Source organism: Luteimonas changyuni, assembly GCF_039548395.1.
Taxonomy (GTDB): Bacteria; Pseudomonadota; Gammaproteobacteria; order Xanthomonadales; family Xanthomonadaceae; genus Luteimonas.
On record NZ_JBCLUZ010000013.1, the window covers coordinates 16,635 to 40,154 of the forward strand.

The window sequence follows — 23,520 nt, forward strand, 5'->3', positions numbered from 1 at the left end:
CCATGTCGACCTCGCCTCCCGCCTCCCCCTCCCCCGGGCTGCTCGCGCGCGCCGCGCGCATCCGGCTGGTCTGTTTCGACGTCGACGGCACCCTGACCGACGGCCGCCTGTACATCGCCAGCGATGGCACCGAGACCAAGGCCTTCCATGTCCATGATGGCCTGGGCATCTCGCTGCTGCGCCGCGCCGGCATCGCGGTCGCCTTCGTCACCGCGCGCACCAGCCCGGCGGCGGAAATCCGCGCCCGCGACCTCGGCGTCGAGGCCTACACCGGCATCAAGGACAAGCAGGCCTGCGTGGACGGCCTGTGCCGGCGCCTGGGGCTGGCCGCCGACGAGGTGGCGTTCATGGGCGACGACCTGACCGACCTCGCCGTGCTCTCCGGCGCCGGCCTGGCGGCGGCGCCGGCCGACGCCCATCCCGCGATCCTGGGCAGCGTGCACTGGCAGGCGTCGGCCGGCGGTGGCCGCGGCGCGGCGCGCGAATTCTGCGACCTGCTGCTGGCCGCGCGCGGCGATGATGCCGGCGATGACGCCGGGACGGCGCGCCAATGAACTGGCGCGCCGCGATGATCCTCGTGTTGCTGGTTGCCGCGATCGCCAGCGGCTGGTCGGCATGGCGGCAGCGCGCCGAAGTCGCCGACGCGACCGCGACCAGCAACCGCTCCGACTACGTGCTCGAGGACTTCCAGCTGGTGTCGCTCGACAGCGATGGCCGGGAAGCCTTCACCCTCCGCGCCCCGCACCTGCATCGCAATCCCGCGGACGAGACCATGTCGCTGCGCGAGCCGGTCTTCCTGCTGCCCGAAGAAGACAGCGGGTTGTACTGGGACCTGCGCGCAGCCACCGGCTGGATCAGCGCCGACAGCGAGGAGATGCGCCTGCGCGGCGAGGTGGTGGTGGTATCCGACCCCGCCGGCAGCCGCGAAATGCGCATGGACACCGAGGCCCTGGACGTGTTCCCGGGCCAGCGCCGGGCCCGCAGCGACGCCTCCGTGACCATCACCCAGCCCGGCACTACAATGCGCGGCATCGGCATGGAAGCCGACCTGGCCGACAAACGCTTCAAGCTCAACTCCAAGGTCCAGACCCGCTATGTCCCCACGCGCCGCTAGCCTCGCCACGCCCATCGCCATCGCCATCGCCGCGGCCCTGGCTGCCGCGCCCGCGTGGGCGAAATCCAGCGACCGCACCCGGCCGATGGACCTGACCTCCGACAGCCAGGACTGTTCGCTGGCCGACGACGGCAGCCCCTGCGTCTTCAGCGGCAACGTGCGCATCGTTCAGGGCACGCTCGACGTGCGCGCCGCCAAGGCCGACGTCCGTCGCGGCGGCGGCGACATCCAGAAGGTGATCCTGACGGGATCGCCGGTGCGCCTGCAGCAGGAGCTCGACGACGGCGGCGCGATCGATGCCACCGCCAGCAACGTCGACTACAACCTGCAGACCGAAACCGTGGTCTTCACCGGCAACGTCGAGATCAACCAGCCCGGTCGCGGCACCATGGCCGGCGGTCGCATCGTCTACAACATGGCCACCGGCCGCGTGCAGGGTGGCGGCCAGGACGGCCAGCAGATCCGCACCCGGATCCTGCCCAAGGGAGCGAAGGCGACCGGGGACGGCGGCTGATGCTGGTCGCCGAGGGCCTGCGCAAGCGCTATGGCCAGCGCGAAGTCGTGCGCGAGTTCGGGCTGACCCTGGAAGCGGGCGAAGTCGTCGGCCTGCTCGGCCCCAACGGCGCCGGCAAGACCACCTGTTTCTACATGATCGTCGGCCTGGTGCCGGCGGATGCCGGACGCATCGTGCTCGACGGCCGCGACATCACCGGTGAACCGATGCACCGCCGCGCGCGCCTCGGCGTCGGCTACCTGCCGCAGGAACCTTCGGTGTTCCGCAAGCTCAGCGTGGCCGACAACATCATGCTGGTGCTCGAGCTGCGCGAGGACCTGGACCGCAAGGGCCGCGAGGCCGAGCTGGCCTCGCTGATGGACGAACTGCAGGTCGGCCACGTGGCCGGCCAGCATGGCGCGAGCCTTTCCGGCGGCGAGCGGCGGCGCGTCGAGATCGCCCGGGCGCTGGCAGCCCGCCCACGCCTGATCCTGCTCGACGAACCCTTCGCCGGCGTCGACCCGATCTCGGTCGGCGAGATCCAGCGCATCGTCCGTCACCTGAAGAATCGCGGCATCGGCGTGCTCATTACCGACCACAACGTGCGCGAGACCTTGGGCATTTGCGACCGCGCGTATATCCTCAGCGATGGTGGCGTGCTCGCGCAGGGGGCTCCGGACGCGCTGCTGGCCGACCCGGACGTGCGCCGGGTCTACCTCGGGGAGTCCTTCCGGCTGTAAAGCGGAGGGTGCGTCCCCGCCTGATCGGGAACGCCGTGAAGCCTCGTCTGCAGACATCGCTGGGACAGCACCTGGTACTGACGCCGCAGCTGCGTCAGGCGCTGCATCTGTTGCAACTCCCGATCCCCGAACTCGAAGCCGAGATCACTGCGGCCGTCGAGAGCAATCCGCTGCTGGAGTGGGATGAATCCTCGCCGCTGTCCGCGTCGGCCGAAGACGCTCCCGGCGGCGACGAACAGCGCGCCGACACCGACAGCGCAGCAGCCGACCACGACTGGGACGACCAGCGCGACGTCGCGTGGGACGATCGCGGGCGCGGCGGCGGCGGTGGCGACGGCGATCCGGACGGCGACGCGTCCGAGCGCATCGCCCAGTCGGAAACCCTGCGCGGCCACCTGTCCTGGCAGCTCAATCTCAGCCACCTGTCGCCACGCGAACTGGCGATCGGCGAGGCCCTGGTCGACGCGATCGACGACGATGGCTACCTGCGCGAACCACTGTCCGCCATCGCCGAAGCGATGGCCCCCGAGCTGCAGTGCGACGAAGCCGAGATCAACGCCGTGTTGCAGCGGGTGCAGCGGCTGGATCCGACCGGCGTTGGCGCGCGCGACCTCGGCGAGTGCCTGCTGCTGCAGCTGGAGGCCCTGCCCGCCGACACGCCCGGCCATGCGCTGGCGAAACACGCGGTGGCCACCCTGATCGAACGCATCGCCAAGCTCGGCGCCCCGGGCCTGGCCGACGCCCTGCACTGCAGCGAGGACGAAGCCAACGCGGCGCTGCAGCTGATCCGCAGCCTCGACCCGCGCCCCGGCTCCAGCATCGGCGGCATGCCGCACGACACCTATGTGGTGCCGGACTGCAGCATCTCGCGCCACAACGGCATCTGGAAGGTGTCGCTGGCCGGCGGCCGCCACGCCAGCCTGACCATCCATCGCGGCTACGAACAGATGCTGCAGCACACCGTCGGCGCCGACGCCGGCTACCTGCGCGGGCGCCTGCAGGAAGCGCGCTGGCTGCTCAAGAACCTGGCCGCCCGCGGCGAAACCCTGCTCAAGGTCGTGCACTGCCTGGTGCGCGAACAGTCGGGCTTCCTCGAGTTCGGCGCCCAGGCGCTGCGCCCGCTGACCCTGCGCGAAGTCGCGGCGCAGATCGGCATGCACGAGTCCACCGTGTCGCGCGCGGTCGCCCGCAAGCACGTGCACACGCCGCGCGGCACCATCCCGCTGCGCGCATTCTTCGCATCGGGAATCGACACCGGCGGCGGCGGCGAGGCCTCCAGCATCGCGATCCAGGACATGATCCGGCGCCTGGTGGACGCCGAGGATCCGCGCAAGCCGCTCTCCGACGCACGCCTGGCCGAACGCCTGAAGGACAGCGGCGTACCGGTGGCCAGGCGCACCGTGGCCAAGTACCGCGAGGCCCTGAACATCCCGTCCTCGCACGAGCGCGTGCGGATTGCCTGAACGCCACGTCGCCGCTTCCCGCCCTCCGGGGGCTGGGTTAACCTGTCCATGACACCCACTGCGCCGCGATGCGCGATGCTGTGGCTCCCACCGAGAAGGAGGTTGCGATGCTCATCGAGACCCACGGCCAGCAGATGGACGTCACCCCGGCGCTGCGCGATTACGTCGAGACCAAGCTTGGCCGCCTGTCGCGGCTGTACGACCCGCCGCTGCAGGTCCGCACCCAGCTCAGCATCGACAAGCCCGACCACCGCGCCGAAGCCACCGTCAGCGTGGCCGGCAAGACGCTCCACGCCGACGCCCGCGCCGCCGACATGTACGCGGCCATCGACCTGCTCGCCGACAAGCTCGACCGGATGCTGGTGAAGGAGAAGAAGAAAATGATCGACCACCATCGCCGCGGCGGCAATCCCGTGCGCGACGGCGAGTTCGGCTGAGGCACAGAAGGCCCGGGGATGCCATACACCGACCTGCTCTCCGCCAGCCGCATCGTGCAGGTGGTGTCGCCCGGCAGCCGTGACCAGGTCCTGGATGTCGCCGCCCGCCTGCTGGGCGGCGATTCTCCGGAATGGACCGGGCTGATCGCCAATGGCCTTCGCGACCGGGAGGCCGTCGGCAGCACCGCGATTGGCCACGGCGTCGCCATTCCGCACTGCCGCAGCGACTCCTGCAGCGAGCCGCTTGCCGCCTTCCTGCGGCTGGCGAACCCGATAGATTTCAACGCGCGCGACGGCGAACCGGTAGACCTCGTCTTCGCCATGGCGGTGCCCGGCGATCGCACCCAGCACCACCTCGATACCCTGTCGGAGCTGGCGGGGCGGTTCGCCGATGCCGACTTCCGGCAGGCCGTGCGACACGCACCGGACATCAACGCGCTGCGTGCGCTGCTCCTGCGCTCGGGCGGCTCGCCCGCGGCGCGATCGGCATGAAGGCGGTGATCACCGCGCAGGCGCTGTTCGACCAGCTCCGCGAACGGCTCGAGCTGAAGTGGCTCGCCGGCCGGGCCGGCGCCACGCGCCAGCTCGAGTCGGTCGACACCGTGTCGCGCCGGCCGTCGCTGGCCGGTTACCTCAACATCATCTATCCCAACAAGGTGCAGATCCTCGGCAGCGAGGAGCTGGCCTGGCTCGACGGCCTGGAGCCCAGGCAGCGCTGGGAAACACTGGAAAAGATCCTGCAGTTCGAGCCGCTGGCGCTGGTGGTCAACAAAGGCCAGCCCTGCCCCGAGGACCTAGTGGAGATGGCCGAGGAGTCGGGCATCGCGCTGTGGTCGTCGCAGCGCCGCGGCCACGAGCTCTACAACGTGCTGCAGTACCACCTGGCCGGTGCGCTGGCGCCCAGGGTCACGCTGCACGGGGTGTTCATGGAGATCTACTCCATCGGCGTGCTGATCACCGGCGAGTCCGGGACCGGCAAAAGCGAGCTCGCGCTGGAGCTGGTGACGCGCGGCCATCGCCTGGTCGCCGACGACGCCCCGGAGTTCGCGCAGATCGCCCCCGACGTCCTCGACGGCACCTGCCCCGAACTGCTGCAGGACCTGCTCGAGCTGCGCGGGCTTGGCGTGCTCAACATCCGCGAGATGTTCGGCGACACCGCGGTGAAGCGGAACAAGTACCTGCGCCTGATCGTCCATCTTGCACGGCCCGAGGACGGCCGCGAGGCGCGCGACCCCAGCGGCATGGTGCGCCTGACCGGCGACCTCGGCGCGCGCCGCGTGCTGGACCTGGACGTGCCGATGATCACCCTGCCGGTGATGCCGGGCCGCAACCTCGCGGTGCTCACCGAAGCCGCCACCCGCGTGCACGTGCTGCGCGCAAAGGGCGTGGACCCGGCGTCCGCATTCCTCGCGCGCCACTCCCATTTCCTCGAGCGGGGCATGTCATGAACACCGCCAACAACTCGCTGATCATCGTCAGCGGCATGTCCGGAAGCGGCAAATCCGTGGCCCTCAACACGCTCGAAGACCTCGACTTCTACTGCGTCGACAACCTGCCGGCGGAGCTGCTGCCCGACTTCGTGCGCAGCGCCACCCATCCCGAGCGCGCCTCGCAGAAGCTCGCGGTCGGAGTCGACGTGCGCAGCCGCGGCGACCTTGCCAGCATCCCGGAGTGGCTGTCCGCGGTCGGGGCGATGGGCTTCGACCCGAAGCTGGTGTTCTTCGACACCATCGACGACGTCCTGCTCAAGCGCTACGCCGACACCCGCCGCCGGCACCCGCTGACCCGGCTTGGACTGGCCCTGTCGGACGCCATCGCGCTGGAGCGCCAGGTGCTGCGCCCGCTGGTCTCGCTGGCCGACGTCATCATCGACACCAGCGAATTGAACGTGCACCAGCTGCGCCGCCGGGTCCTGACCGATCTCGGCCTGAGCATGGATTCATCGCTGTCGCTGCTGTTCGAATCCTTCGCCTACCGCCGCGGCGTGCCGCCGGACGCGGACTTCGTGTTCGACGCCCGCGCCCTGCCCAACCCGCACTGGGATGCCCGACTGCGGCCGCTGTCGGGGCGCGACGGCCCGGTGCGCGAGTTCTTCGCGGCGCAGCCGGAGGTCGTCGAGTACCTGCAGCACGTCAACGGCTTCCTCGACGCCTGGCTGCCGCGCATGCATTCGTCCACGCGCAGCTACGTCACCGTCGCCTTCGGCTGCACCGGCGGCCGCCACCGTTCGGTCTACCTGGCCGAAGCCGCAGCCGAACATGCGCGCGCCAAGGGCTGGAAGGAAGTCGCCACCCACCACCGCGGCCTGGATTGATGGCCCAACCGGGCGCGGGCCGGCCGCGGGCAGCGCTGGAATCTGCGGATCCCGCACGCGCCGCTTCCTGAGGGTCATGCGGCTCTGCTAATTTGTATCGATGGCCGTCGGCATCCTGCTCATCACCCACGTTGGCATCGGCACCGCGTTCAAGGCGGTGGCGGGCCGGCTTCTGGGTACGCTGCCCCTCGCGATCGAAGTCTTCGAGATGTCCTATGACGCCGATCCGGACGCCATGCTGCCAGCCGCCAGCGCCGCCCTGCGTCGCGCCGACAGCGGCGACGGCGTGCTGCTGTTGACCGATGTCTATGGCGCCACCCCCGCCAACCTCGCCGCGCGCCTGGCCCACCTGGGCACGCCTGTGCGTCGCGTCTCGGCGCTGAGCCTGCCAATGCTGCTGCGGGTATTGAACTATCCCGAACTGCCGCTGGACCAACTGCCCGCGGTGGCCGCCGCGGGCGCGCGCAATGGAGTGGTGCACGATGACGCCTGAGGCGGGACTGCCATGATCGAACGCGAACTCACCGTCTCCAACCGGCTGGGGCTGCACGCGCGCGCCACCGCGCGCCTGGTGCAGCTGCTGTCGGACTACGACGTCAACGCGACCCTCACCGCCAAGGGTCGCGAGGTCAATGCCAAGAGCATCATGGGAGTGATGCTGCTTGCAGCCGGCACCGGCACCGCCGTCAGGCTGTGCGTCGATGGGCCGGACGAAGTGGCCGCCGCCGACGCTGTGTGCGGGCTGTTCGAGCGGCGATTCGACGAGGACAGCTGATGCGCCAGCTGCTGCCCGGCCACGGCGCATCCCGGGGCAACGCCCTGGGCCGCGCCCGGGTGCGGCAGCCGCACGCGCTGGAGGTCGCCGAGGAGCGCATCACCCGCGCCGCGGCACCCGGCGAAGTGGCGCGCCTGCACGAGGCCATCGACATGGTGCGGGCCGACCTGCGCGACCTGCGCTCGCGCCTGCACGGCGCGCTCGCCAAGGAGGTCGGCGAATTCCTCGACCTGCATGCCCTGCTGCTTGACGACCCCGAGCTGCTGCAGGGCCTGGACGATCTCATCACCCGTGATCTCTACGGCGCCGACTACGCGCTGCGCATGCAGCGCAACCGCCTGGCCGCGGTGTTCGAGAGCATGGACGACCCCTATTTCCGCAGCCGCATCGAGGACATCGACCACGTCATCGGCCGCATCCATGCCGCGCTGCACCGGCACGACGCCAGGCCGACGGGCGTGGCCGGCGAAATCCTGGTGGCCGACGCCCTGGGTCCGTCGGAAGTCGCGCGGCTGCATGCGCGCGGCGTGATCGGCATCGTGACCGCGGGTGGCAGCCTGCTGTCGCACAGCGCCATCCTCGCGCGCAGCCTGCACATCCCGCTGGTGGTGGGCGCGCCGCAGGCGCTGGCCCAGGTCAACGACGGCGACGTGCTGATGATCGACGGCACGACCGGGCTTGTGATCGTCGATCCCGGTGCCGACGACCTGCTTGCGCACCGCGAACGCGTGCGCGAAGGCAAGCGCGAGCGGCGCCAGCTGCACCGCCTGCGCCGCGAGCCCTCGCGCACGCTCGACGGCGTCGACATCCGCCTGTATGCGAACGCCGAGACCCGCGAGGACGTGGCCGAAGCGCACGCCCTCGGTGCGGCCGGCATCGGCCTCTACCGCACCGAATACCTGTTCCTGCAGCGCAACGAGCTGCCGTCGGAGGACGAACAGTTCGTTGCCTACCGCGACCTCGTCCTTGGCATGACCGGGCGCATCGCGACCATCCGCACCCTCGACGTTGGCGCCGACAAGGCCGACGACAGCGGGCTCGTGCTGCCCGGCGAGCCCAATCCGGCGCTGGGCGTACGCGGCGTGCGCCTGGCCCTGAGCCGGCGCGAAGTGTTCACCACCCAGCTGCGCGCGATCCTGCGTGCGTCCGGCTATGGGCCGCTGCGGATCCTGCTGCCGATGGTGGCGCGGCGCGAAGAGCTGGTCGCCGCGCGCCGGCTCGTGCGCCAGGTCGGCGCGCGCCTGCGTCGCGACGGGCATGCGGTGTCCGACACCATTCCCCTGGGGGCGATGATCGAAGTGCCGGCGGCAGCCATCGCGCTGCCGGCGCTGATCGACATGGTCGACTTCATCTCGATCGGCACCAACGACCTGGTGCAGTACCTGCTCGCGGCCGACCGTGGCAACGACGCCCTGCAGGAACTCCACAGTCCGCTGCACCCCGCGGTGATCCAGCTGCTGCACCAGGTGCTGGCCACCGCGCGGGCGCATGGCCGCCCGGCGGCGATCTGCGGCGAGATGGCCGGCGATCCCCTGTTCACCCCGCTGCTGCTCGCGCTCGGGCTGGAGGAATTCAGCCTGCACCCGGCAACCCTGCTCGAAGTACGGCGCGAAGTGCGCTCGCTCGACCTTGCCGCGCTCAAGCAGCGCCTTCCGACGCTGCTGCGCGCCCGCGACCAGGCCGGCATCGCGCGCTGGCTGGCGGCGGCCACCGCGACATGAGCGGTGATGACGCCCTCGCCGGCATCATCGCACCCGCGGTGATCGAGGATGCAGGAACAACGCGGGCCGGTTTCCTCTCGGCCACGCCCTTTCGCCACTGCGTCATGGAAGGCTTCTTCGTCCCCGCGTTCGCCGACGCACTGCTGGCGCAGTTCCCGGCCTTCGAACGGGGCAACGCGCTCAACGAGGATGGCATCGCGAGCGGCAAGTCCACGGTCGAGCGCATTCGCGGACTGGGCGAGGCGTATGCCCGGCTGGATGCCTGCGTCCGGTCGCCCGGGTTCCTCGGCCTGGTCGAACGAACGACCGGCATCGACGGCCTGCTCTACGACGTCGACTATTTCGGCGGCGGCACCCACGAGAACCGCGACGGCCAGAGCCTCGACAACCACATCGACTTCAACCACCACCCCGCCACCGGCTGGCACCGGCGCCTGAACCTGATCGTGTACCTCAACCCGGAGTGGGACGCGGACTGGGGTGGCGCACTCGAGCTCCACCGCGACCCGCATGATCCCGGCGCCGATGAAGTGGTCGCGGTGGTGCCTGCGTACAACCGCTGCGTGATCTTCGAGACCACCGAGCACAGCTGGCACGGCTTCCCCCCGATCCGCCTGCCGCCGGAACGGGCCGGGCTCACCCGGCGATCGATCGCGCTGTACTTCTATACGCGCGAGCGGCCGAGCGACGAAGCCGCATCACCGCACTCCACCGTCTACGTGGACCGCCCGCTGCCTGCCCGCATCGCCCCCGGTCGCGTGCTGACCGCGCGCGACGTCGAGGAGCTGCACGAGCTGCTCGCACGCCGCGATGCGCACAGCCGGCGCCTGTATGCCGACATGCGCCTGCTCCAGGCGGAGCTGGGCCGGAGCTTCGCAAGCCGACTGTTCGCGGCCGCGCGGCGGATCCTTGCACGCTTCAGGCGCTGAGCCCCGGCTGCGGGGTGGGCAGCGACATCGGCGCGGGCGATAATGCAGCCATGAACGCCTGACCCCTGTCGCGCATCACCGTCGCGCGACGCGCCCCCTCGGAAGCATTCCATGGCCGAAGCCGTCCGCCACGACAAGACCGCGCGCCAGCTGCGCCTGCTGTCCGATGCGCTCGACAGCGGCCGCCTGGGCCCGGTGCGGCGGCTGGTCAACACGCTGGCGCCGGCCGAGATCGGCAACCTGCTCGAGTCGCTGCCGCCCGACCGCCGCATGGTGGTGTGGGGCCTGGTCAATGCCGAGGACGACGGCGAGGTCCTGGTCCACGTCGGCGACGAGGTGCGCGAAAGCCTGCTCGCGGACATGGATCCCGACGAGATCGTCGCCGCGGTCGAAGACCTCGACATCGACGACCTCGCCGACCTGGTCGAGGACCTGCCGGACACGGTGATCGACGAAGTCCTGAAGTCGATGGACCGGGAGAACCGCGAGCGCCTGGAGCAGGCCCTGTCCTACGCCGAGGACACCGCCGGCCGACTGATGAACCCCGACGTGGTCACGGTGCGCGCCGACACCACGGTCGACGTGGTGCTGCGCTTTTTGCGCCTGCGCGGCGAGCTGCCCGAGCACACCGACCATCTGTACGTGGTCAACCGCCGCCACCAGCTGCTGGGCTGGGTCGCGCTGCAGGACCTGGTGACCCGCGACCCGGGCAGCCCGGTCAACAAGCTGATCGACGACGAACTCACCGCGATCCACGTTGGCGAGTCGGCGGAGTCGGTGGCGCGCCAGTTCTCCGACCATGACTGGGTCTCCGCGCCGGTGGTCGACGAGGGCAACGTGCTGCTCGGCCGCATCACCATCGACGACGTGGTCGACATCATCCGCGAGCAGGCCGAGCACCAGGCGCTGGGCGCCGCCGGCCTGGACGAGGACGAGGACCTGTTCTCGCCGGTGCGGCGCGCGGTGCGCGGGCGCATCGTGTGGCTGGGCGTGAACCTCGCCACGGCCTTCATGGCCGCCGCGGTGATCGGGCGCTTCGAGGCCACCATCGAACAGATCGTGGCGCTCGCCGTGCTGATGCCGATCGTCGCCGGCATCGGCGGCAACGCCGGCATGCAGGTGCTGACGCTGATGGTGCGCGGCCTTGCGCTGGGCCAGGTCGGTGCGAGCAATGCCAGCGTGCTGCTGTGGAAGGAGCTGCGGGTGGCGCTGATCAACGGCCTGCTGATCGGCGGCTTCGTCGGCCTGGTGGCCTTCGCCTGGTTCCAGGACTGGATGCTGGGCGTGGTGATCACGGCCGCCCTGGTCATCAACTTCGCCTCGGCCGCGCTGGCCGGTGTTCTGGTGCCGCTGGCGATGAAGCGCGCCGACATCGATCCGGCGGTCGCGGGTGGCGTGGTGGTCACCGCGGTGACCGACGTGGTGGGGTTCTTCAGCTTCCTGGGCCTGGCGACAGTCGTCCTGCTGCGCTGACAGAAGCCCGCTCCGCAGGAGCAGCGATAGCTGCGACCGGGGCCTCCCTCCGCAGGAGCAGCTATAGCTGCGACCGGGCCCTCCCTCCGTAGGAGCAGCTATAGCTGCGACCGGATCTACGATCGCAGCTATAGCTGCTCCTACAGTGAAGGCTGCCGCGTCAGGCGGGGATGCCGACGCCAGCTCAGGCCAGCAACGCTTCCAGCACGGCCATCCTCACCGCCACGCCGTTCGCCACCTGCTGCAGGACCATCGACTGCGGCCCGTCGGCCACCTCGTCGCTGATCTCCACGCCGCGGTTCATCGGCCCGGGATGCAGGACCACGGCATCGGGCGCGGCGCGACGCAGGCGTTCGCGGGTCAGGCCATAGTCGCGGTGATACTCCTCCAGCGACTGGACCAGGCCTTCGACCATGCGCTCGCGCTGCAGGCGCAGCATGAACACCGCATCCACGCCCTCGAGCGCGGCATCGAGGTCGCTGCCGACGCTGCAGCCGGCCAGCGTCGCGTCGTCGGGCAGCAGGGCCTGCGGCCCGCAGGCGCGGATGTCCCCGACGCCCAGCACGCGCAACGCATGCAGCTCGGAGCGTGCGACGCGCGAATGGCGGATGTCGCCGATGATCGCCACCTTCAAGCCGCTGAAGTCCGCGCCCTTGGCCTGGCGCAGGGTCAGCACGTCCAGCAGGCCCTGTGTCGGATGCGCGCTGCGGCCATCACCGGCGTTGACCACCGCGGTGCCCGGCCGGGCGGCGGTGGCAAGCATGGCCGCGGCGCCGTCTTCGCGATGGCGGACGACGAAGCCACGCACGCCCATGGCTTCGATGTTGCGCAGGGTGTCGAGCGCGGTCTCGCCCTTGCTGGTGGATGACGTGGACGCATCGAAGCCGAGCACGTCCGCACCCAGGCGCTGCGCCGCGCGCTGGAACGACAGCCGCGTGCGCGTGGAGGGTTCGAAGAACAGCGTGCACACCGCGGTGCCGGCCAGCGCCGCGCGCGGATCGGCGCCGCCGCCGTGGTCCACGAAAGCCTGGGCTCGGTCGAGCAGCCCGACCAGGGTCGACCGCGGCATGCCCTCCAGGGTCAGCAGGTGGCGCAGGCGGCCGTCGGCGGTGGACTGCAGGGTCATGCGCTCGCGTCCGGTTCGGCGGCGTCGGGATCGACCACGGTGGCGTCGCCGGGCGCGGCCAGCCAGCGCTCGACGATGACCGCGGCGGCCACCGCGTCCAGCGCGGCGGCGTCGCGGCGGCGGCGACGGCCTTCGGCGCGGTCCACGGCGAAGCGCTGCGCGGCTTCGATTGAACTCGATCGCTCGTCGACCATCACCACCGGGATCGAATAGCGACGCGCCAGTTCGTGCGCGAACGCGCGCGCGCGCAGCCGGATCGGCTGGTCGCCGCCGTCGAGGGTCATCGGGTCGCCGACCACGCAGCCATCGGGGCGCCACTCCTTCTGCAGCCTGTCGATCGCGGACCAGTCGACCTTGCCCGCATGCACGTCGACCACTTCCAGCGCGCGCGCGCCGTGGCCGAAGGCGCTGCCCACGGCGACGCCGATGCGGCGCGCACCGACGTCGAAGCCGAGCACCGTCCCGTCTTGGCGGATGCCGGCCATCAGGCGTGCCCGGCGTAATCGGGCATATGCGCCAGGTCGACGCCGATGCGGCCCGCCGCGGCCTGCCAGCGCGCGTCCAGCGGCAGGTCGAACAGGAGTTCATCGTCGGACGGCACGGTCAGCCAGCTGTTCTCGGCCAGTTCCGCATCCAGCTGCCCGGGACTCCAGCCGGCGCAGCCAAGCGCCAGCACGGCCTTGTCCGGACCCTCGCCCCGCGCCATCGCCTCAAGCACGTCGCGCGAGGTGGTGACGCGCAGGCCGTCGGCGATGGTGAGGCTGGAATCCCAGTCGCGATCGCCATCGTGGATCACGAAGCCGCGCTCGGGGTGCACGGGACCACCGGCAAGGACCACCCTCGCGCACAGCGCGTCGTCGCTGCAGGCGATGCCCATCTGCGAAAAAATCTCGCCCAGCGTGTAGTCCGAGCGCCGGTTGACCACCACGCCCATGGCGCCGCCGGCATCGTGCTGGCACAGCAGCGACACGGTGCGCGCGAAATTGCCGTCGGCCAGCGAGGGAAGCGCGACCAGCAGCTGGTTGGCGAGTGGCGTGGACTGGACGGACATGGCGTCATTCTATCCAGTGGCGGCGCCACGCGCCCGCTGCCGGCTACCATGGTGCCTTCACCCGCCGCGGAAACCGCCATGTCCGTAGACGCCACCCTGCCGCGCAACGAGCGCGCCTTCATCGTATTGCTGGCGGTGCTCCAGGGCGGCCTGATGTACCTGGCGCAGAAGGGCCACGACGCGGGCTGGTGGCCGTTCGCCGAGCTGGCCGGCCGGGTCTGCTGGTACACCCTGGTGCTGGCCGTGCCGACGATGATGGCGCTGAGCGTGGTGCGCCTGCGCGACGCGCGCTTCTGGCAGCACGCGATCGGGGCGACCGTGGTGTTCGCCGTGCTGGCCGCCTGGGCATCGTGGAACGCCACCGGCGGCCCCGGGATCAAGGCCGGCAGCGTGCTGGGGCCATTCGGTGCGTCGCTGGCCGTCGGCCTGTTCGTCGCCCTGCCCTGGCTGCAGTGCAGGCTGGCCCACGGCCACTGGCGCGCGCCCTACCCCTGCCTGTTCGAACACGCCTGGCAGAACACGCTGACGCTGGCGCTGGCGGCGCTGTTCACCGGCATCTGCTGGCTGGTGCTGTGGCTCTGGGGGGCGCTGTTCGCACTGGTGAAGATCGACTTCTTCCGCGAGCTGTTCCGCGAAGACGCCTTCATCTACCTCGCCACCGGCGCCATGGCCGGCCTGGGCGTGCTGATCGGCCGCACCCAGCACCGCGCGGTGCAGGTGGCGCGGCAGATCCTGTTCGCGATCTTCACCGGCCTGCTGCCGCTGCTGGCGTTCATCGCCGTGCTCTTCGTGGCCAGCCTGCCGTTCACCGGCCTGGCGCCGCTGTGGGAAATGCGCTCGGCCGCGTCCACGCTGGTTGCCGTGGTCGCGCTGCTGGTGGCGTTCACCAACTCGGTGCTGCAGGACGGCCAGGGCGAACGGCCCTATCCGGGCTGGCTGCGGCGCCTGGTCGACGCCGGCCTGGTGCTGCTGCCGGTGTACGCGCTGCTGGCGCTGTATGCGCTGTGGCTGCGCATCCACCAGTACGGCTGGACCACTGAACGGTTCTGGGCCGTGCTGCTCGCGGTGGTGGTATGCGGCTACGCCTTTGGCTACGCCTGGGCGACGCTGCGCAACCGCTCCGGCTGGCTGGGCGCGATCCGGCCGGTGAACCGGGTGATGTCGCTGGTCGTGGTGGCGCTGGCGATCCTCGCCAACACGCCGCTTCTGGACGCGCAGCGGATCGCGGTGGCGAGCCAGCTGCAGCGCTTGGCGGACGGACGTATCGATGCCGAAGACTTCGACCTCGCCTGGCTGCGTCACGACAGCGGTCGCCGCGGCTACGAAGCCACGCTTGCACTGCGCGACCACGCCGCTTGGGCAGGCAACGCGAAACGGCTCGGGGAGCTCGAGCGAGTGATTGCGCGAACCAACCGCTGGGGCGCGCCGCGGAACGACGAAGCCGCACGATCGGTGCGCGATGTGGCGCAGCTGCGTGCGCAGGTCCAGCTGGCCGATGGCGCAATCGCGCCCGGTGAGGACTGGTGGGAGGCGCTGGCCACGGAACGCCCGGGCAGGAACGAGTGTGCCGGGGCGGCCGACGACTGCATCCTGCTGACGCCCGACCTCGACGCCGACGGCGCCGTCGACCCCCTGCTGTGTACGCTCGGAGACGGCTATGGCGCCCGGTGCGCGCTGTTCGCCCGGGATGATGCGGGCGAGTGGGGCATCACGGCCCACCTGCAGATGTGGCCACCGGGGACACCGGAGCAGGCCTGGCGCCGCGCGCTGCGCCGCGACCTGCTGGCTGGCCGGGTGCAGGCGGTTCCGCAACGCTGGCCGGACCTGCGGATCGGCGATGACCAGCCGCGGCAGTTCGACAGCGCCGGCCCCGCTGGTCCCTGAGCCGGCAGCTGTGGCGCTTCAGCCGAGGCCGAACTGCACCTCGTCCGGCGTCGGCACCCGCACTGCGACCACTTCGACCTCGGCACGGACGCGGCGCCCGGCCAGCGGATGATTGCCGTCGACGGTGAGGGTGTCGGCATCCACCGCCGTGACCACCACCTCCAGCGGCCCATTGGCGGTGGTGGTCTCCAGCCGGTCGCCGACGTTCGGCTCCGACGGCGCGCGCCACATCGTTCGCGGCAGCGTCTGCAGCAGCGCCTCGTGGCGAGGGCCGAAGCCGTCTTCCGGAGCAACGACAACCTCGAACCGGTCGCCGGCCTTTCGTCCTGCCAGCGCATTCTCCAGGCCGCGGACGATGCCGCCGCTGCCGTGCATGTAGGTCAAGGGCGCGTGCCCACGCGTGCTGGTGATCTGCTCGCCGCTGTCAGCGTCGGTGAGCGTGAAGTGCACGGTGGCGATGCGGCTGTCGGCGATGTCCATCCTGGCGCGATCCTCGTCGGGTACCGCAGCATCCTCGCCAGCGCCACGCGGCCGCGCAAGCCCGGATTCGCATCGGCGTGACCGGCTCCATGAAAAACCCCGCAGGATTGCGGGGTTCTTCTATTGCCGGTATTTCCCCGCTTTGCGGGAAAGAGACCACGCGTCCGCGCGGGCTCTTGGGCGATCAGCCGGCGACGGCTTCCTGGTAGCGGCGCTCGACCTCGTTCCAGTCGACGACGTTGTAGAACGCGCCGATGTAGTCCGGGCGGCGGTTCTGGTACTTCAGGTAATACGCGTGCTCCCACACGTCCAGGCCCAGGATCGGGGTGTTGCCCGAGCCGATGCCCTTCATGAGCGGGTTGTCCTGGTTGGCGCTGCTCTCGACCTTGAGCTTGCCGGACGTGTCCACGCTCAGCCACGCCCAGCCGCTGCCGAAGCGGGTCAGCGCGGCCTTGGTGAAGGCTTCCTTGAAGGCGTCGAAGCCGCCGAGGTCGCTGTCGATGCGCTTGGCCACTTCACCGGTCGGATTGCCGCCGCCCTTGGGCGACATCACCGTCCAGAACAGCGAATGGTTGGCGTGGCCACCGGCGTTGTTGCGCAGCGGGCCGCGCTTGTCTTCGGGCAGCGCGTCGAGGTTGGCAATGATCTCCTCGGCGCTCTTGTCGGCCCATTCCGTGCCCTCGAGCGCGGCGTTGGCGTTGTTGATATAGGTCTGGTGGTGCTTGGTGTGGTGGATTTCCATCGTCTGCGCGTCGATATGTGGCTCGAGCGCGTCATAGGCGTAGGGAAGCTTGGGCAGGGTGAAGGCCATGGGGATCTCCGTAAAAAATGGGTTGCAGCACATTGTCCTACGGAACCGGTAAAGATTCGGACAAGACAGTGGGGATGCTCCGTTCCGGTCGCACCGGCGGCTCCCGGGGCAGCGACTACTCCGATCCGGGCGTCTGGGGCATCGGCGGCGGCTGCCCGCCAGCGGCTCCACCCGCCTTGGCCAGTGCGGCATGGAAATCACTCCGTGCCATCAGCGCCGCAACCGCGGCCTGGAGCGCGCGTTCGAGCGCTGGAGCGGCGTTCTTGCCCGACGCGAGCTGGATCCCCTCCTCCTGTCCGTCACCGGTGATCATCTCGGTATAGATGATGTTGCCTTCCGAACTCCGGATCTTGACGTTGAAGCGGACGTTGCCGACCGCAGTCCCCGACCAGAAGCCGCTCCGGAATTCGTTGTTGAAGTCGACGATGTCGCAGACCAGTTGGATCCCGTTGCCGGCCAGGCTGTACCCCCGGACGTCAAGCTCGGCCTCCAGCGCGTCCTTGACCAGTTCCGTCAGGTCCTGGTTCAGCGAGATCGCCCCCATCTTCTGCCCGTAGCCATTGGTCTTGGAGCTGACGCGATCGCGCTCGGTCCTGACGTCATTGACCTGCAGGGCGACCTGCACGTTTCCGGCGCCTTCGATCGGCGCCACGCCCGACGCGGGCTGATAGGCGACGTCGATTTTCTCCGCCGTCAACGCGCATCCGCCCAAGGCCAGGAATGCTGCAACCAGCACGCAACGCATCAAACGACCCATAACACCCCCTGTCACATGTTGATGAATCAGTTCGTTTCCGCCACCTCGACCCCATCCAACCCCTGCGACAGCGTGCGCGCATCGCCGCCCTGGGCGAGCTTGATGCGCAGGCGCACCTCGTTGGCGGAGTCGGCGTAGCGCAGCGCGTCCTCGTAGGAGATCTCGCCGGCCTGGTAGAGCTCGAACAGGCTCTGGTCGAAGGTCTTCATGCCGAGGTTGGTCGACTCCTTCATGACCTCCTTCAGCTTGTGGATCTCGCCGTCGCGGATGTAGTCCTGCACCAGCGGCGTGCCGAGCAGGATCTCCATCGCCACGCGGCGCCCCTTGCCGTCCGGCGTCGGCAGCAGCTGCTGCGCGACCACGCCCTTGAGGTTCAGCGACAGGTCCATCAACAGCTGGCCGCGACGGTCCTCGGGGAAGAAGTTGATGATGCGGTCCATCGCCTGGTTGGCGTTGTTGGCATGCAAGGTGCACAGCACCAGGTGGCCGGTTTCGGCGAAGGCGATGGCGTGGTCCATGCCCTCGCGGGTGCGCACCTCGCCGATCATGATCACGTCCGGCGCCTGGCGCAGGGTGTTCTTGAGCGCGTTCTCCCAGTTGTCGGTGTCGATGCCGACCTCGCGCTGGGTGATGATGCAGCCCTGGTGCTTGTGCACGAACTCGATCGGGTCCTCGATGGTGATGATGTGCCCGGTGGAGTTCTGGTTGCGGTAGCCGATCATCGACGCAAGCGAGGTCGATTTACCGGTACCCGTGGCACCGACGAAGATGATCAGACCGCGCTTGGTCATCGCCAGGGTCTTGATGATCGGTGGGAGGTTGAGCTCCTCGATCGACGGGATCCGGGTCTCGATCCGGCGCAGCACCATGCCGACCTGGTTGCGCTGGTAGAAGCACGACACGCGGAAACGGCCGACGCCGGACACGCCGATGGCGAAGTTGCACTCGTGGGTGCGTTCGAACTCCTCGCGCTGCGGCGGCGTCATCACGTTCAGCACCAGGTCGCGCGCCTGCTGCGGCGTCAGCGCGTTCTGGGTGATCGGCGAGATCTTGCCGTGGACCTTCATCGACGGCGGCATGCCGGCGGTGATGAACAGGTCCGAGGCCTTCTGGTGGGCCATCAGCTTGAGGTAGGAAGTGAAGTCGATGGCGCTCATGGAATGCTCCGGTTACTCGAACAGCCGCTTGTCCTTGGCATAGTCGCGCGCCTGCTGGCGCGTGACCATGGCGCGCTTGACCAGGTCCTGCAGGTGCTGGTCGAGCGTCATCATGCCGTGCTGCTGGCCGGTCTGGATCGAGGAATACATCTGCGCGACCTTGTCCTCGCGGATCAGGTTGCGGATGGCCGGGATGCCGACCATGATTTCCCAGGCCGCAGTGCGGCCGCCGCCGACCTTCTTCAAAAGCGCCTGCGAGATCACCGCGCGCAGCGACTCCGACAGCATCGAGCGCACCATCGGCTTCTCGCCGGCGGGGAACACGTCGATGATGCGGTCGATGGTCTTGGCCGCCGACGAGGTATGCAGGGTGCCGAACACCAGGTGGCCGGTTTCCGCAGCGGTCAACGCCAGGCGGATGGTTTCAAGATCGCGCAGCTCACCCACGAGGATGACGTCGGGATCCTCGCGCAGCGCCGAGCGCAGCGCCTCGTTGAAGCCGTGGGTGTCGCGGTGCACTTCGCGCTGGTTGATCAGGCACTTCTGCGCGGTGTGCACGAACTCGATCGGGTCCTCGATGGTGAGGATGTGCCCGTACTCGGTCTTGTTGACATGGTCGACCATCGCCGCGAGCGTGGTCGACTTGCCCGAGCCGGTCGGGCCGGTGACCAGGATCAGGCCCTGCGGCTGGTCGATCAGCTCCTTGAAGATCCGCGGCGTGCCGAGGTCCTCGAGCGTCAGCACCTCGGACGGAATCGTGCGGAACACCGCGCCGGCGCCGCGGTTCTGGTTGAAGGCGTTGACGCGGAAGCGGGCAAGGCCTGCGATCTCGAACGAGAAGTCGACCTCGAGGAATTCCTCGTAGTCGCGGCGCTGCTTGTCCGACATGATGTCGTAGACCAGCGCGTGGACCTGCTTGTGGTCGAGCGCCGGAATGTTGATCCGGCGGACGTCGCCGTCGACGCGGATCATGGGCGGCAGGCCTGCAGACAGGTGCAGGTCCGAGGCCTTGTTCTTGACCGAGAACGCCAGAAGTTCGGCGATATCCATGCATGCTCCCCAGCGGCAGTGCACAAGTTGATTGCGGGACGCCAGGCCGCGTCGCGACTGGCGCCAGAGTACTCCCCGGCGGCAGTATAGCCCCGTAAACGCGTCACAGAACCAGCGGTGCTGGAGGAGCAGGCAGATGCCGGATCGACCCCTCGCGCGCGTCCTTCAAGCAATGGACGACGCCCGCAAAGAAAACGCGATCCGCGGCGGCCCGCGGCCAATGCCGCGCCTTGTCGCGGTGGGCAAGACCCGCGAGGCCGGCGAGATCGCGGCCCTGGCCGGGGAGTGGGCGACCCTGCGCCCCGGCGCCACGCTCGCGTTCGGCGAGAACTACGTGCAGGAAGCGTCGGCCAAGGTTGCCGCGCTGGACGGTGCCGGAATCGAATGGCACCTGATCGGCCATCTGCAGTCGAACAAGGCGGCGCAGGCCGCGGCCCTGTTCGACTGGGTGCAGTCGATCGACCGCCCGAAGCTGGTGGCGGCGCTGGCCGCGGCGCGTGATCCGCAGCGGCCGCCGCTGAACGTGCTGATCCAGGTCAACGTCGACGGCGAGGCCGGCAAGCACGGCTGCGCACCCGCCGACGTGCCGGCGCTGGCCGAGGCGATCGCCGCCCGGCCCACGCTGGCGCTGCGCGGGCTGATGGCGATCCCCGAGCCGCACCCCGACCTCGAACACCGCCGCGCCGCGTTCGCGACCATGCGCACGCTGCATGACGCACTGCTGGCCGGGCACCCGGGCGCGGACATGCTGTCGATGGGGATGAGCGAGGACTTCGAACTCGCGATCGCCGAGGGCGCGACCATGGTCCGCATCGGCAGCGCGCTGTTCGGACCGCGGCCACCGGCCTGAGCGGGGCGCGGCCTGGCGAAGGTCGCGGCGGCGGTGGGCCTCGGCGACAATGGCCGGCCACGTCCATGCAGGATCCACGCCATGACTGATTCCCGGACCGGTTCCCGATCCACCACCACCCCGCAGGCGACCGCGTTCATCGGCGGCGGCAACATGGCGCGCAGCCTGATCGGCGGCATGGTCGCGCGCGGCGCGGATCCGGCCGGCATCCACGTGGCTGAACCGGTCGACGCGCTTCGCGAGGCGCTGGCGCGGGAGTTCGGCGTGCAGGTCCACGCCAATGCCGCCGATGCCGTGGCCGCCGCCGACGCCTGGGTGTTCGCGGTCAAGCCGCAGGTGATGCGCGAAGTCTGCGAAGACCTGGCCGACCGCGCCCGTGCGTCACGCCCGCTCGCGATCTCGATCGCCGCCGGCATCACCGCCGGCCAGCTCGCATCCTGGCTCGGCGGCGATGCCGCCGTGGTCCGCGCCATGCCCAACACTCCCGCCCTGCTCGGCGCCGGGGTGACCGGACTGCACGCCAACGCCGCCGTGGACGCTGCCGGCCGCGAGCGCGCCCAGGCGCTGCTGGCGACCACCGGAAAGACGGTCTGGGTCGAGGACGAAGCGCTGATGGACGCCGTCACCGCGGTGTCCGGCAGCGGCCCGGCCTATGTGTTCCTGCTTGCCGAGGCGATGGAGGACGCGGCCCGCGCCCAGGGCCTGCCGGCGGACGCCGCGCGCACCCTGGTGCAGGAAACCCTGCTCGGCGCCGCCCGCATGCTCACCGGCTCCGACGAAGCGCCGGCGGAACTGCGCCGCCGCGTCACCTCGCCCGGCGGCACCACCCAGGCGGCGATCGAAACGTTCGAAGCCGGCGGCCTGCGCACGCTGGTCGCGTCGGCGATCAATGCCGCCGCCGTCCGCGGCCGCGAACTGTCGGCCGCGAACGACTGACCTCAGCGCTGGTTGATGCCGTAGCGCCCCGGGCCGAGCAGCGCGATGGCGATGGCCGTGCCCAGGAACATGCCCTGCAGTTCCAGCGCCCAGCCGCCGCTGGCATTCAACTGGCCCAGCTCGCCCATGTGCGCCAGCGCGATCGCGAACAGCATGTTGATCGCGACCAGCACCGCGCCGATGCGGGCGTGGAAGCCGGCCAGCAGCATCAGCGGCGCCAGCACCTCGCCGACCAGGACACCGTAGGCGAAGATGCGGGGCAGGCCCTGCGCCTCGACCATGCCCTCGATGCCGGACATGCCCCCGCGCAGCTTGGTGATGCCGTGCAGCAGGATGAGCACGCCGAGGGTGACGCGCAGCAGCAGCCGCGCGAGGTCTTGCATCGCAGCCTGGTTCATGGCCGTGTCCCGTTGTCTGGAGTCGCGAATCATGGCAGACGCCCGCAGCGGTCGTCAGCTTGTGCACCGCCCGCCAGCCCGCCCGCCGTTGGCGAACGGCGGCGCCGGCTTTTCAGCCGCCTTCGGGCCGTGCTCCTACCGGGCGCGCGCCTGCTGTCGCTCTGCCCAGCCATGCACGATGTCGGCCAGCGCAAGCAGGCCGTCGGTCAGCGCCGCAGGGCCGGGCTGCAGGATCAGCGGCGACTTCACTTCGTGCAGCTCGCCGTCGCGGACCGCCGGGATCGCGTCCCAGCCGGGCCGCGCCGCGACCCTGTCGGGGCGGAACTTCTTGCCGCACCAGGAGCCGACGATGATGTCCGGCGCGCGACGCACCACCTCGGTCGCATCGGCGAGGATGCGCTGCTTCGCCAGCGGCTCGGCCGCAAGCTCCGGGAACACATCGTCGCCGCCGGCGATGCGCATCAGCTCGGCCACCCAGCGGATGCCGGTGATCGGCGGATCGTCCCATTCTTCGAAATACATGCGCGGGCGCCGCGACAGCGCTGCCGCACGGGCCTCGACGTCCTCGACACCTCGCAGCAGGGCGTCGGCGTAGTCATTGGCGCGTTCGGGCACGCCGACCAGGGCACCCAGCCGGCGCACGTAGTCGACAATGCCCTCGACGCTGCGATGGTTGCTGATCCAGACCTCGACGCCGCGGCGCACGAGCTCGGCGGCGATGTCGGCCTGGATGTCGGAGAAACCGATCGCGAGGTCGGGCTCCAGCGCCATGATCGCGTCGATCTTCGCGCTGGTGAATGCGCTGACCTTGGGCTTCTCGCGGCGCGCCCGCGGCGGACGCACGGTGAAGCCGCTGATGCCGACGATCCGGTCCTGCTCGCCCAGTGCATACAGCGTTTCAGTGGGTTCTTCGGTCAGGCAGACGATGCGCCTGGGGCCACGCAGGGCCGCGGCAGCGCTGCTCACGGGTACAGCATCCGCTTGCTGCAGCCGCCGGCGAGGTCGCGTTCGTACAGCCAGCGCTCGTGCCAGCGGTATTCGGCGGCGTACCAGAACTCGATGCGTTCGGGATCCACGCGCAGGCCGGTCCAGCGCGGCGGCCGCGGCACGTCACGGCCTTCGAACTCGCGCTCGCAGTCGGCCAGGCGGCGATCGAACTCCTCGCGCGACTCCAGCGTTTCGGACTGCAGCGACGCCCAGGCGCCGAGCTGGCTGCCGCGCGGACGGCTGGCGAAATAGGCGTCGGCTTCGGCCTCGTCCACGATCGCCACGCCGCCCTCGATGCGCACCTGGACCCCCAGCCGAACGCGCGGCCAGTGGAACAGCAGCGCCGCCCGCGGGTTGGACTTGAGCTCGCGGCCCTTGCGGCCCTCAAGGTGGGTGTAGAAGACAAAGCCGCGCGCGTCGTGCGCCTTCAACAGCACGGTGCGCAGCGAGGGGCGGCCGTCGGCGGTGGCGGTGGCCAGCTGCATGGCGGTGCGATCGGGTTCGCCGCCAGCCAGCGCCTCGTCAAACAGCGCGTCGAAGGTGTGCAGGGCTTCGGCGTAAAGGTCGGTCATAA

28 protein-coding genes are annotated in these 23,520 nt (G+C 70.0%); 17 read left to right on the forward strand and 11 right to left on the reverse strand.

Translation table 11 applies throughout. The features are described from left to right. The first annotated feature begins 2 nt into the window (after positions 1 to 2). From WCD84_RS07165 to mgtE, 14 genes are all read left to right on the forward strand, one after another. The gene (locus WCD84_RS07165) at positions 3 to 554 is read left to right on the forward strand and encodes a KdsC family phosphatase (RefSeq protein WP_343280902.1); all 552 of its coding nucleotides are present in this window, start codon (positions 3 to 5) and stop codon (positions 552 to 554) included. Further along, positions 551 to 1,114 carry an LPS export ABC transporter periplasmic protein LptC gene (gene lptC, locus WCD84_RS07170; protein ID WP_343280903.1) on the forward strand — a complete coding sequence of 188 codons (564 nt, stop codon included), beginning with the start codon at positions 551 to 553 and terminating at the stop codon, positions 1,112 to 1,114. Before WCD84_RS07165 ends, lptC begins: the two co-directional genes overlap by 4 nt. Then, positions 1,095 to 1,628: a lipopolysaccharide transport periplasmic protein LptA gene (gene lptA / locus WCD84_RS07175; protein ID WP_343280904.1), complete on the forward strand. Its 534-nt coding sequence runs from the start codon at positions 1,095 to 1,097 to the stop codon at positions 1,626 to 1,628. Before lptC ends, lptA begins: the two co-directional genes overlap by 20 nt. Further along, positions 1,628 to 2,347 carry an LPS export ABC transporter ATP-binding protein gene (gene lptB, locus WCD84_RS07180; RefSeq protein WP_343255672.1) on the forward strand — a complete coding sequence of 240 codons (720 nt, stop codon included), beginning with the start codon at positions 1,628 to 1,630 and terminating at the stop codon, positions 2,345 to 2,347. The genes lptA and lptB overlap by 1 nt, the downstream gene beginning before the upstream one ends. Before the next feature lie 35 nt (positions 2,348 to 2,382). Continuing rightward, entirely contained in the window at positions 2,383 to 3,810 is a 1,428-nt protein-coding gene (locus WCD84_RS07185; RefSeq protein ID WP_343280905.1) for an RNA polymerase factor sigma-54, read from the forward strand. Between the two features lie 107 nt (positions 3,811 to 3,917). Next, positions 3,918 to 4,247: a ribosome hibernation-promoting factor, HPF/YfiA family gene (hpf, locus tag WCD84_RS07190; protein WP_343255674.1), complete on the forward strand. Its 330-nt coding sequence runs from the start codon at positions 3,918 to 3,920 to the stop codon at positions 4,245 to 4,247. An 18-nt stretch (positions 4,248 to 4,265) separates the two neighbouring features. Further along, entirely contained in the window at positions 4,266 to 4,739 is a 474-nt protein-coding gene (locus WCD84_RS07195) for a PTS sugar transporter subunit IIA (protein WP_343280906.1), read from the forward strand. Continuing rightward, positions 4,736 to 5,695, forward strand: a complete 960-nt coding sequence (gene hprK / locus WCD84_RS07200; RefSeq protein WP_343255676.1) for an HPr(Ser) kinase/phosphatase — start codon at positions 4,736 to 4,738, stop codon at positions 5,693 to 5,695. Before WCD84_RS07195 ends, hprK begins: the two co-directional genes overlap by 4 nt. Then, a complete protein-coding gene (gene rapZ, locus WCD84_RS07205; protein WP_343255677.1) occupies positions 5,692 to 6,561 on the forward strand; it encodes an RNase adapter RapZ in 870 nt (289 codons plus the stop codon). Before hprK ends, rapZ begins: the two co-directional genes overlap by 4 nt. A gap of 100 nt (positions 6,562 to 6,661) precedes the next feature. Then, positions 6,662 to 7,054, forward strand: coding sequence for a PTS sugar transporter subunit IIA (locus WCD84_RS07210; protein WP_343255678.1), 393 nt, complete (start codon positions 6,662 to 6,664; stop codon positions 7,052 to 7,054). A gap of 12 nt (positions 7,055 to 7,066) precedes the next feature. Beyond that, the gene (locus tag WCD84_RS07215) at positions 7,067 to 7,336 is read left to right on the forward strand and encodes an HPr family phosphocarrier protein (RefSeq protein WP_343255679.1); all 270 of its coding nucleotides are present in this window, start codon (positions 7,067 to 7,069) and stop codon (positions 7,334 to 7,336) included. Beyond that, complete coding sequence (gene ptsP / locus WCD84_RS07220) at positions 7,336 to 9,057, forward strand: phosphoenolpyruvate--protein phosphotransferase (RefSeq protein WP_343280907.1); 1,722 nt, start codon at positions 7,336 to 7,338, stop codon at positions 9,055 to 9,057. The genes WCD84_RS07215 and ptsP overlap by 1 nt, the downstream gene beginning before the upstream one ends. Further along, positions 9,054 to 9,986, forward strand: a complete 933-nt coding sequence (locus tag WCD84_RS07225; RefSeq protein WP_343280908.1) for a 2OG-Fe(II) oxygenase — start codon at positions 9,054 to 9,056, stop codon at positions 9,984 to 9,986. The genes ptsP and WCD84_RS07225 overlap by 4 nt, the downstream gene beginning before the upstream one ends. 111 nt (positions 9,987 to 10,097) lie before the next feature. Continuing rightward, positions 10,098 to 11,459, forward strand: a complete 1,362-nt coding sequence (gene mgtE, locus WCD84_RS07230) for a magnesium transporter (protein WP_343255682.1) — start codon at positions 10,098 to 10,100, stop codon at positions 11,457 to 11,459. A 184-nt stretch (positions 11,460 to 11,643) separates the two neighbouring features. On the opposite strand, the gene WCD84_RS07235 is transcribed toward mgtE, so the two are convergent. The 3 genes from WCD84_RS07235 to WCD84_RS07245 are packed head-to-tail and all read right to left on the reverse strand — an operon-like array spanning position 11,644 to position 13,636. After that, a complete protein-coding gene (locus tag WCD84_RS07235) occupies positions 11,644 to 12,585 on the reverse strand; it encodes an aspartate carbamoyltransferase catalytic subunit (protein WP_343255683.1) in 942 nt (313 codons plus the stop codon). Next, positions 12,582 to 13,070, reverse strand: a complete 489-nt coding sequence (gene ruvX, locus WCD84_RS07240; protein WP_343280909.1) for a Holliday junction resolvase RuvX — start codon at positions 13,068 to 13,070, stop codon at positions 12,582 to 12,584. Before ruvX ends, WCD84_RS07235 begins: the two co-directional genes overlap by 4 nt. Then, the gene (locus WCD84_RS07245) at positions 13,070 to 13,636 is read right to left on the reverse strand and encodes a YqgE/AlgH family protein (RefSeq protein WP_343277629.1); all 567 of its coding nucleotides are present in this window, start codon (positions 13,634 to 13,636) and stop codon (positions 13,070 to 13,072) included. The genes ruvX and WCD84_RS07245 overlap by 1 nt, the downstream gene beginning before the upstream one ends. A gap of 78 nt (positions 13,637 to 13,714) precedes the next feature. Here WCD84_RS07245 and WCD84_RS07250 point away from each other — a divergent pair, with 78 nt between their 5' ends. Continuing rightward, positions 13,715 to 15,520, forward strand: coding sequence for a DUF4153 domain-containing protein (locus tag WCD84_RS07250; RefSeq protein WP_449280077.1), 1,806 nt, complete (start codon positions 13,715 to 13,717; stop codon positions 15,518 to 15,520). Positions 15,521 to 15,538: 18 nt separating this feature from the next. Here the strand turns inward: WCD84_RS07250 and WCD84_RS07255 are convergent, their stop codons facing one another. From WCD84_RS07255 to WCD84_RS07275, 5 genes are all read right to left on the reverse strand, one after another. Next, positions 15,539 to 16,000 carry an FKBP-type peptidyl-prolyl cis-trans isomerase gene (locus WCD84_RS07255; RefSeq protein WP_343280911.1) on the reverse strand — a complete coding sequence of 154 codons (462 nt, stop codon included), beginning with the start codon at positions 15,998 to 16,000 and terminating at the stop codon, positions 15,539 to 15,541. Between the two features lie 184 nt (positions 16,001 to 16,184). Continuing rightward, positions 16,185 to 16,811 (reverse strand): superoxide dismutase, encoded by a 627-nt coding sequence (locus tag WCD84_RS07260; RefSeq protein ID WP_343280912.1) that lies wholly within the window; start codon positions 16,809 to 16,811, stop codon positions 16,185 to 16,187. Between the two features lie 115 nt (positions 16,812 to 16,926). Next, entirely contained in the window at positions 16,927 to 17,556 is a 630-nt protein-coding gene (locus WCD84_RS07265) for a YajG family lipoprotein (RefSeq protein ID WP_343280913.1), read from the reverse strand. Positions 17,557 to 17,594: 38 nt separating this feature from the next. Continuing rightward, on the reverse strand, positions 17,595 to 18,725 hold the full coding sequence (locus WCD84_RS07270; protein ID WP_343280914.1) for a PilT/PilU family type 4a pilus ATPase: 1,131 nt from the start codon (positions 18,723 to 18,725) through the stop codon (positions 17,595 to 17,597). 12 nt (positions 18,726 to 18,737) lie between these two features. Continuing rightward, on the reverse strand, positions 18,738 to 19,775 hold the full coding sequence (locus WCD84_RS07275) for a type IV pilus twitching motility protein PilT (RefSeq protein ID WP_343255691.1): 1,038 nt from the start codon (positions 19,773 to 19,775) through the stop codon (positions 18,738 to 18,740). Positions 19,776 to 19,911: 136 nt separating this feature from the next. On the opposite strand from WCD84_RS07275, the gene WCD84_RS07280 reads away from it, so the two are divergent. Together WCD84_RS07280 and proC are read left to right on the forward strand one after the other, a co-directional pair. Beyond that, positions 19,912 to 20,625, forward strand: a complete 714-nt coding sequence (locus WCD84_RS07280) for a YggS family pyridoxal phosphate-dependent enzyme (RefSeq protein WP_449280078.1) — start codon at positions 19,912 to 19,914, stop codon at positions 20,623 to 20,625. 81 nt (positions 20,626 to 20,706) lie between these two features. Beyond that, positions 20,707 to 21,561 (forward strand): pyrroline-5-carboxylate reductase, encoded by an 855-nt coding sequence (gene proC, locus WCD84_RS07285; protein ID WP_343280915.1) that lies wholly within the window; start codon positions 20,707 to 20,709, stop codon positions 21,559 to 21,561. Between the two features lie 2 nt (positions 21,562 to 21,563). Here proC and WCD84_RS07290 read toward each other — a convergent pair whose 3' ends face one another. From WCD84_RS07290 to pdxH, 3 genes are all read right to left on the reverse strand, one after another. Continuing rightward, the gene (locus tag WCD84_RS07290; protein ID WP_343280916.1) at positions 21,564 to 21,959 is read right to left on the reverse strand and encodes a DoxX family protein; all 396 of its coding nucleotides are present in this window, start codon (positions 21,957 to 21,959) and stop codon (positions 21,564 to 21,566) included. Between the two features lie 135 nt (positions 21,960 to 22,094). Next, a complete protein-coding gene (locus tag WCD84_RS07295; protein WP_343280917.1) occupies positions 22,095 to 22,925 on the reverse strand; it encodes a cobalamin-binding protein in 831 nt (276 codons plus the stop codon). Beyond that, on the reverse strand, positions 22,922 to 23,518 hold the full coding sequence (pdxH, locus tag WCD84_RS07300) for a pyridoxamine 5'-phosphate oxidase (RefSeq protein WP_343280918.1): 597 nt from the start codon (positions 23,516 to 23,518) through the stop codon (positions 22,922 to 22,924). The genes WCD84_RS07295 and pdxH overlap by 4 nt, the downstream gene beginning before the upstream one ends. Between the last annotated feature and the right edge of the window lie 2 nt (positions 23,519 to 23,520).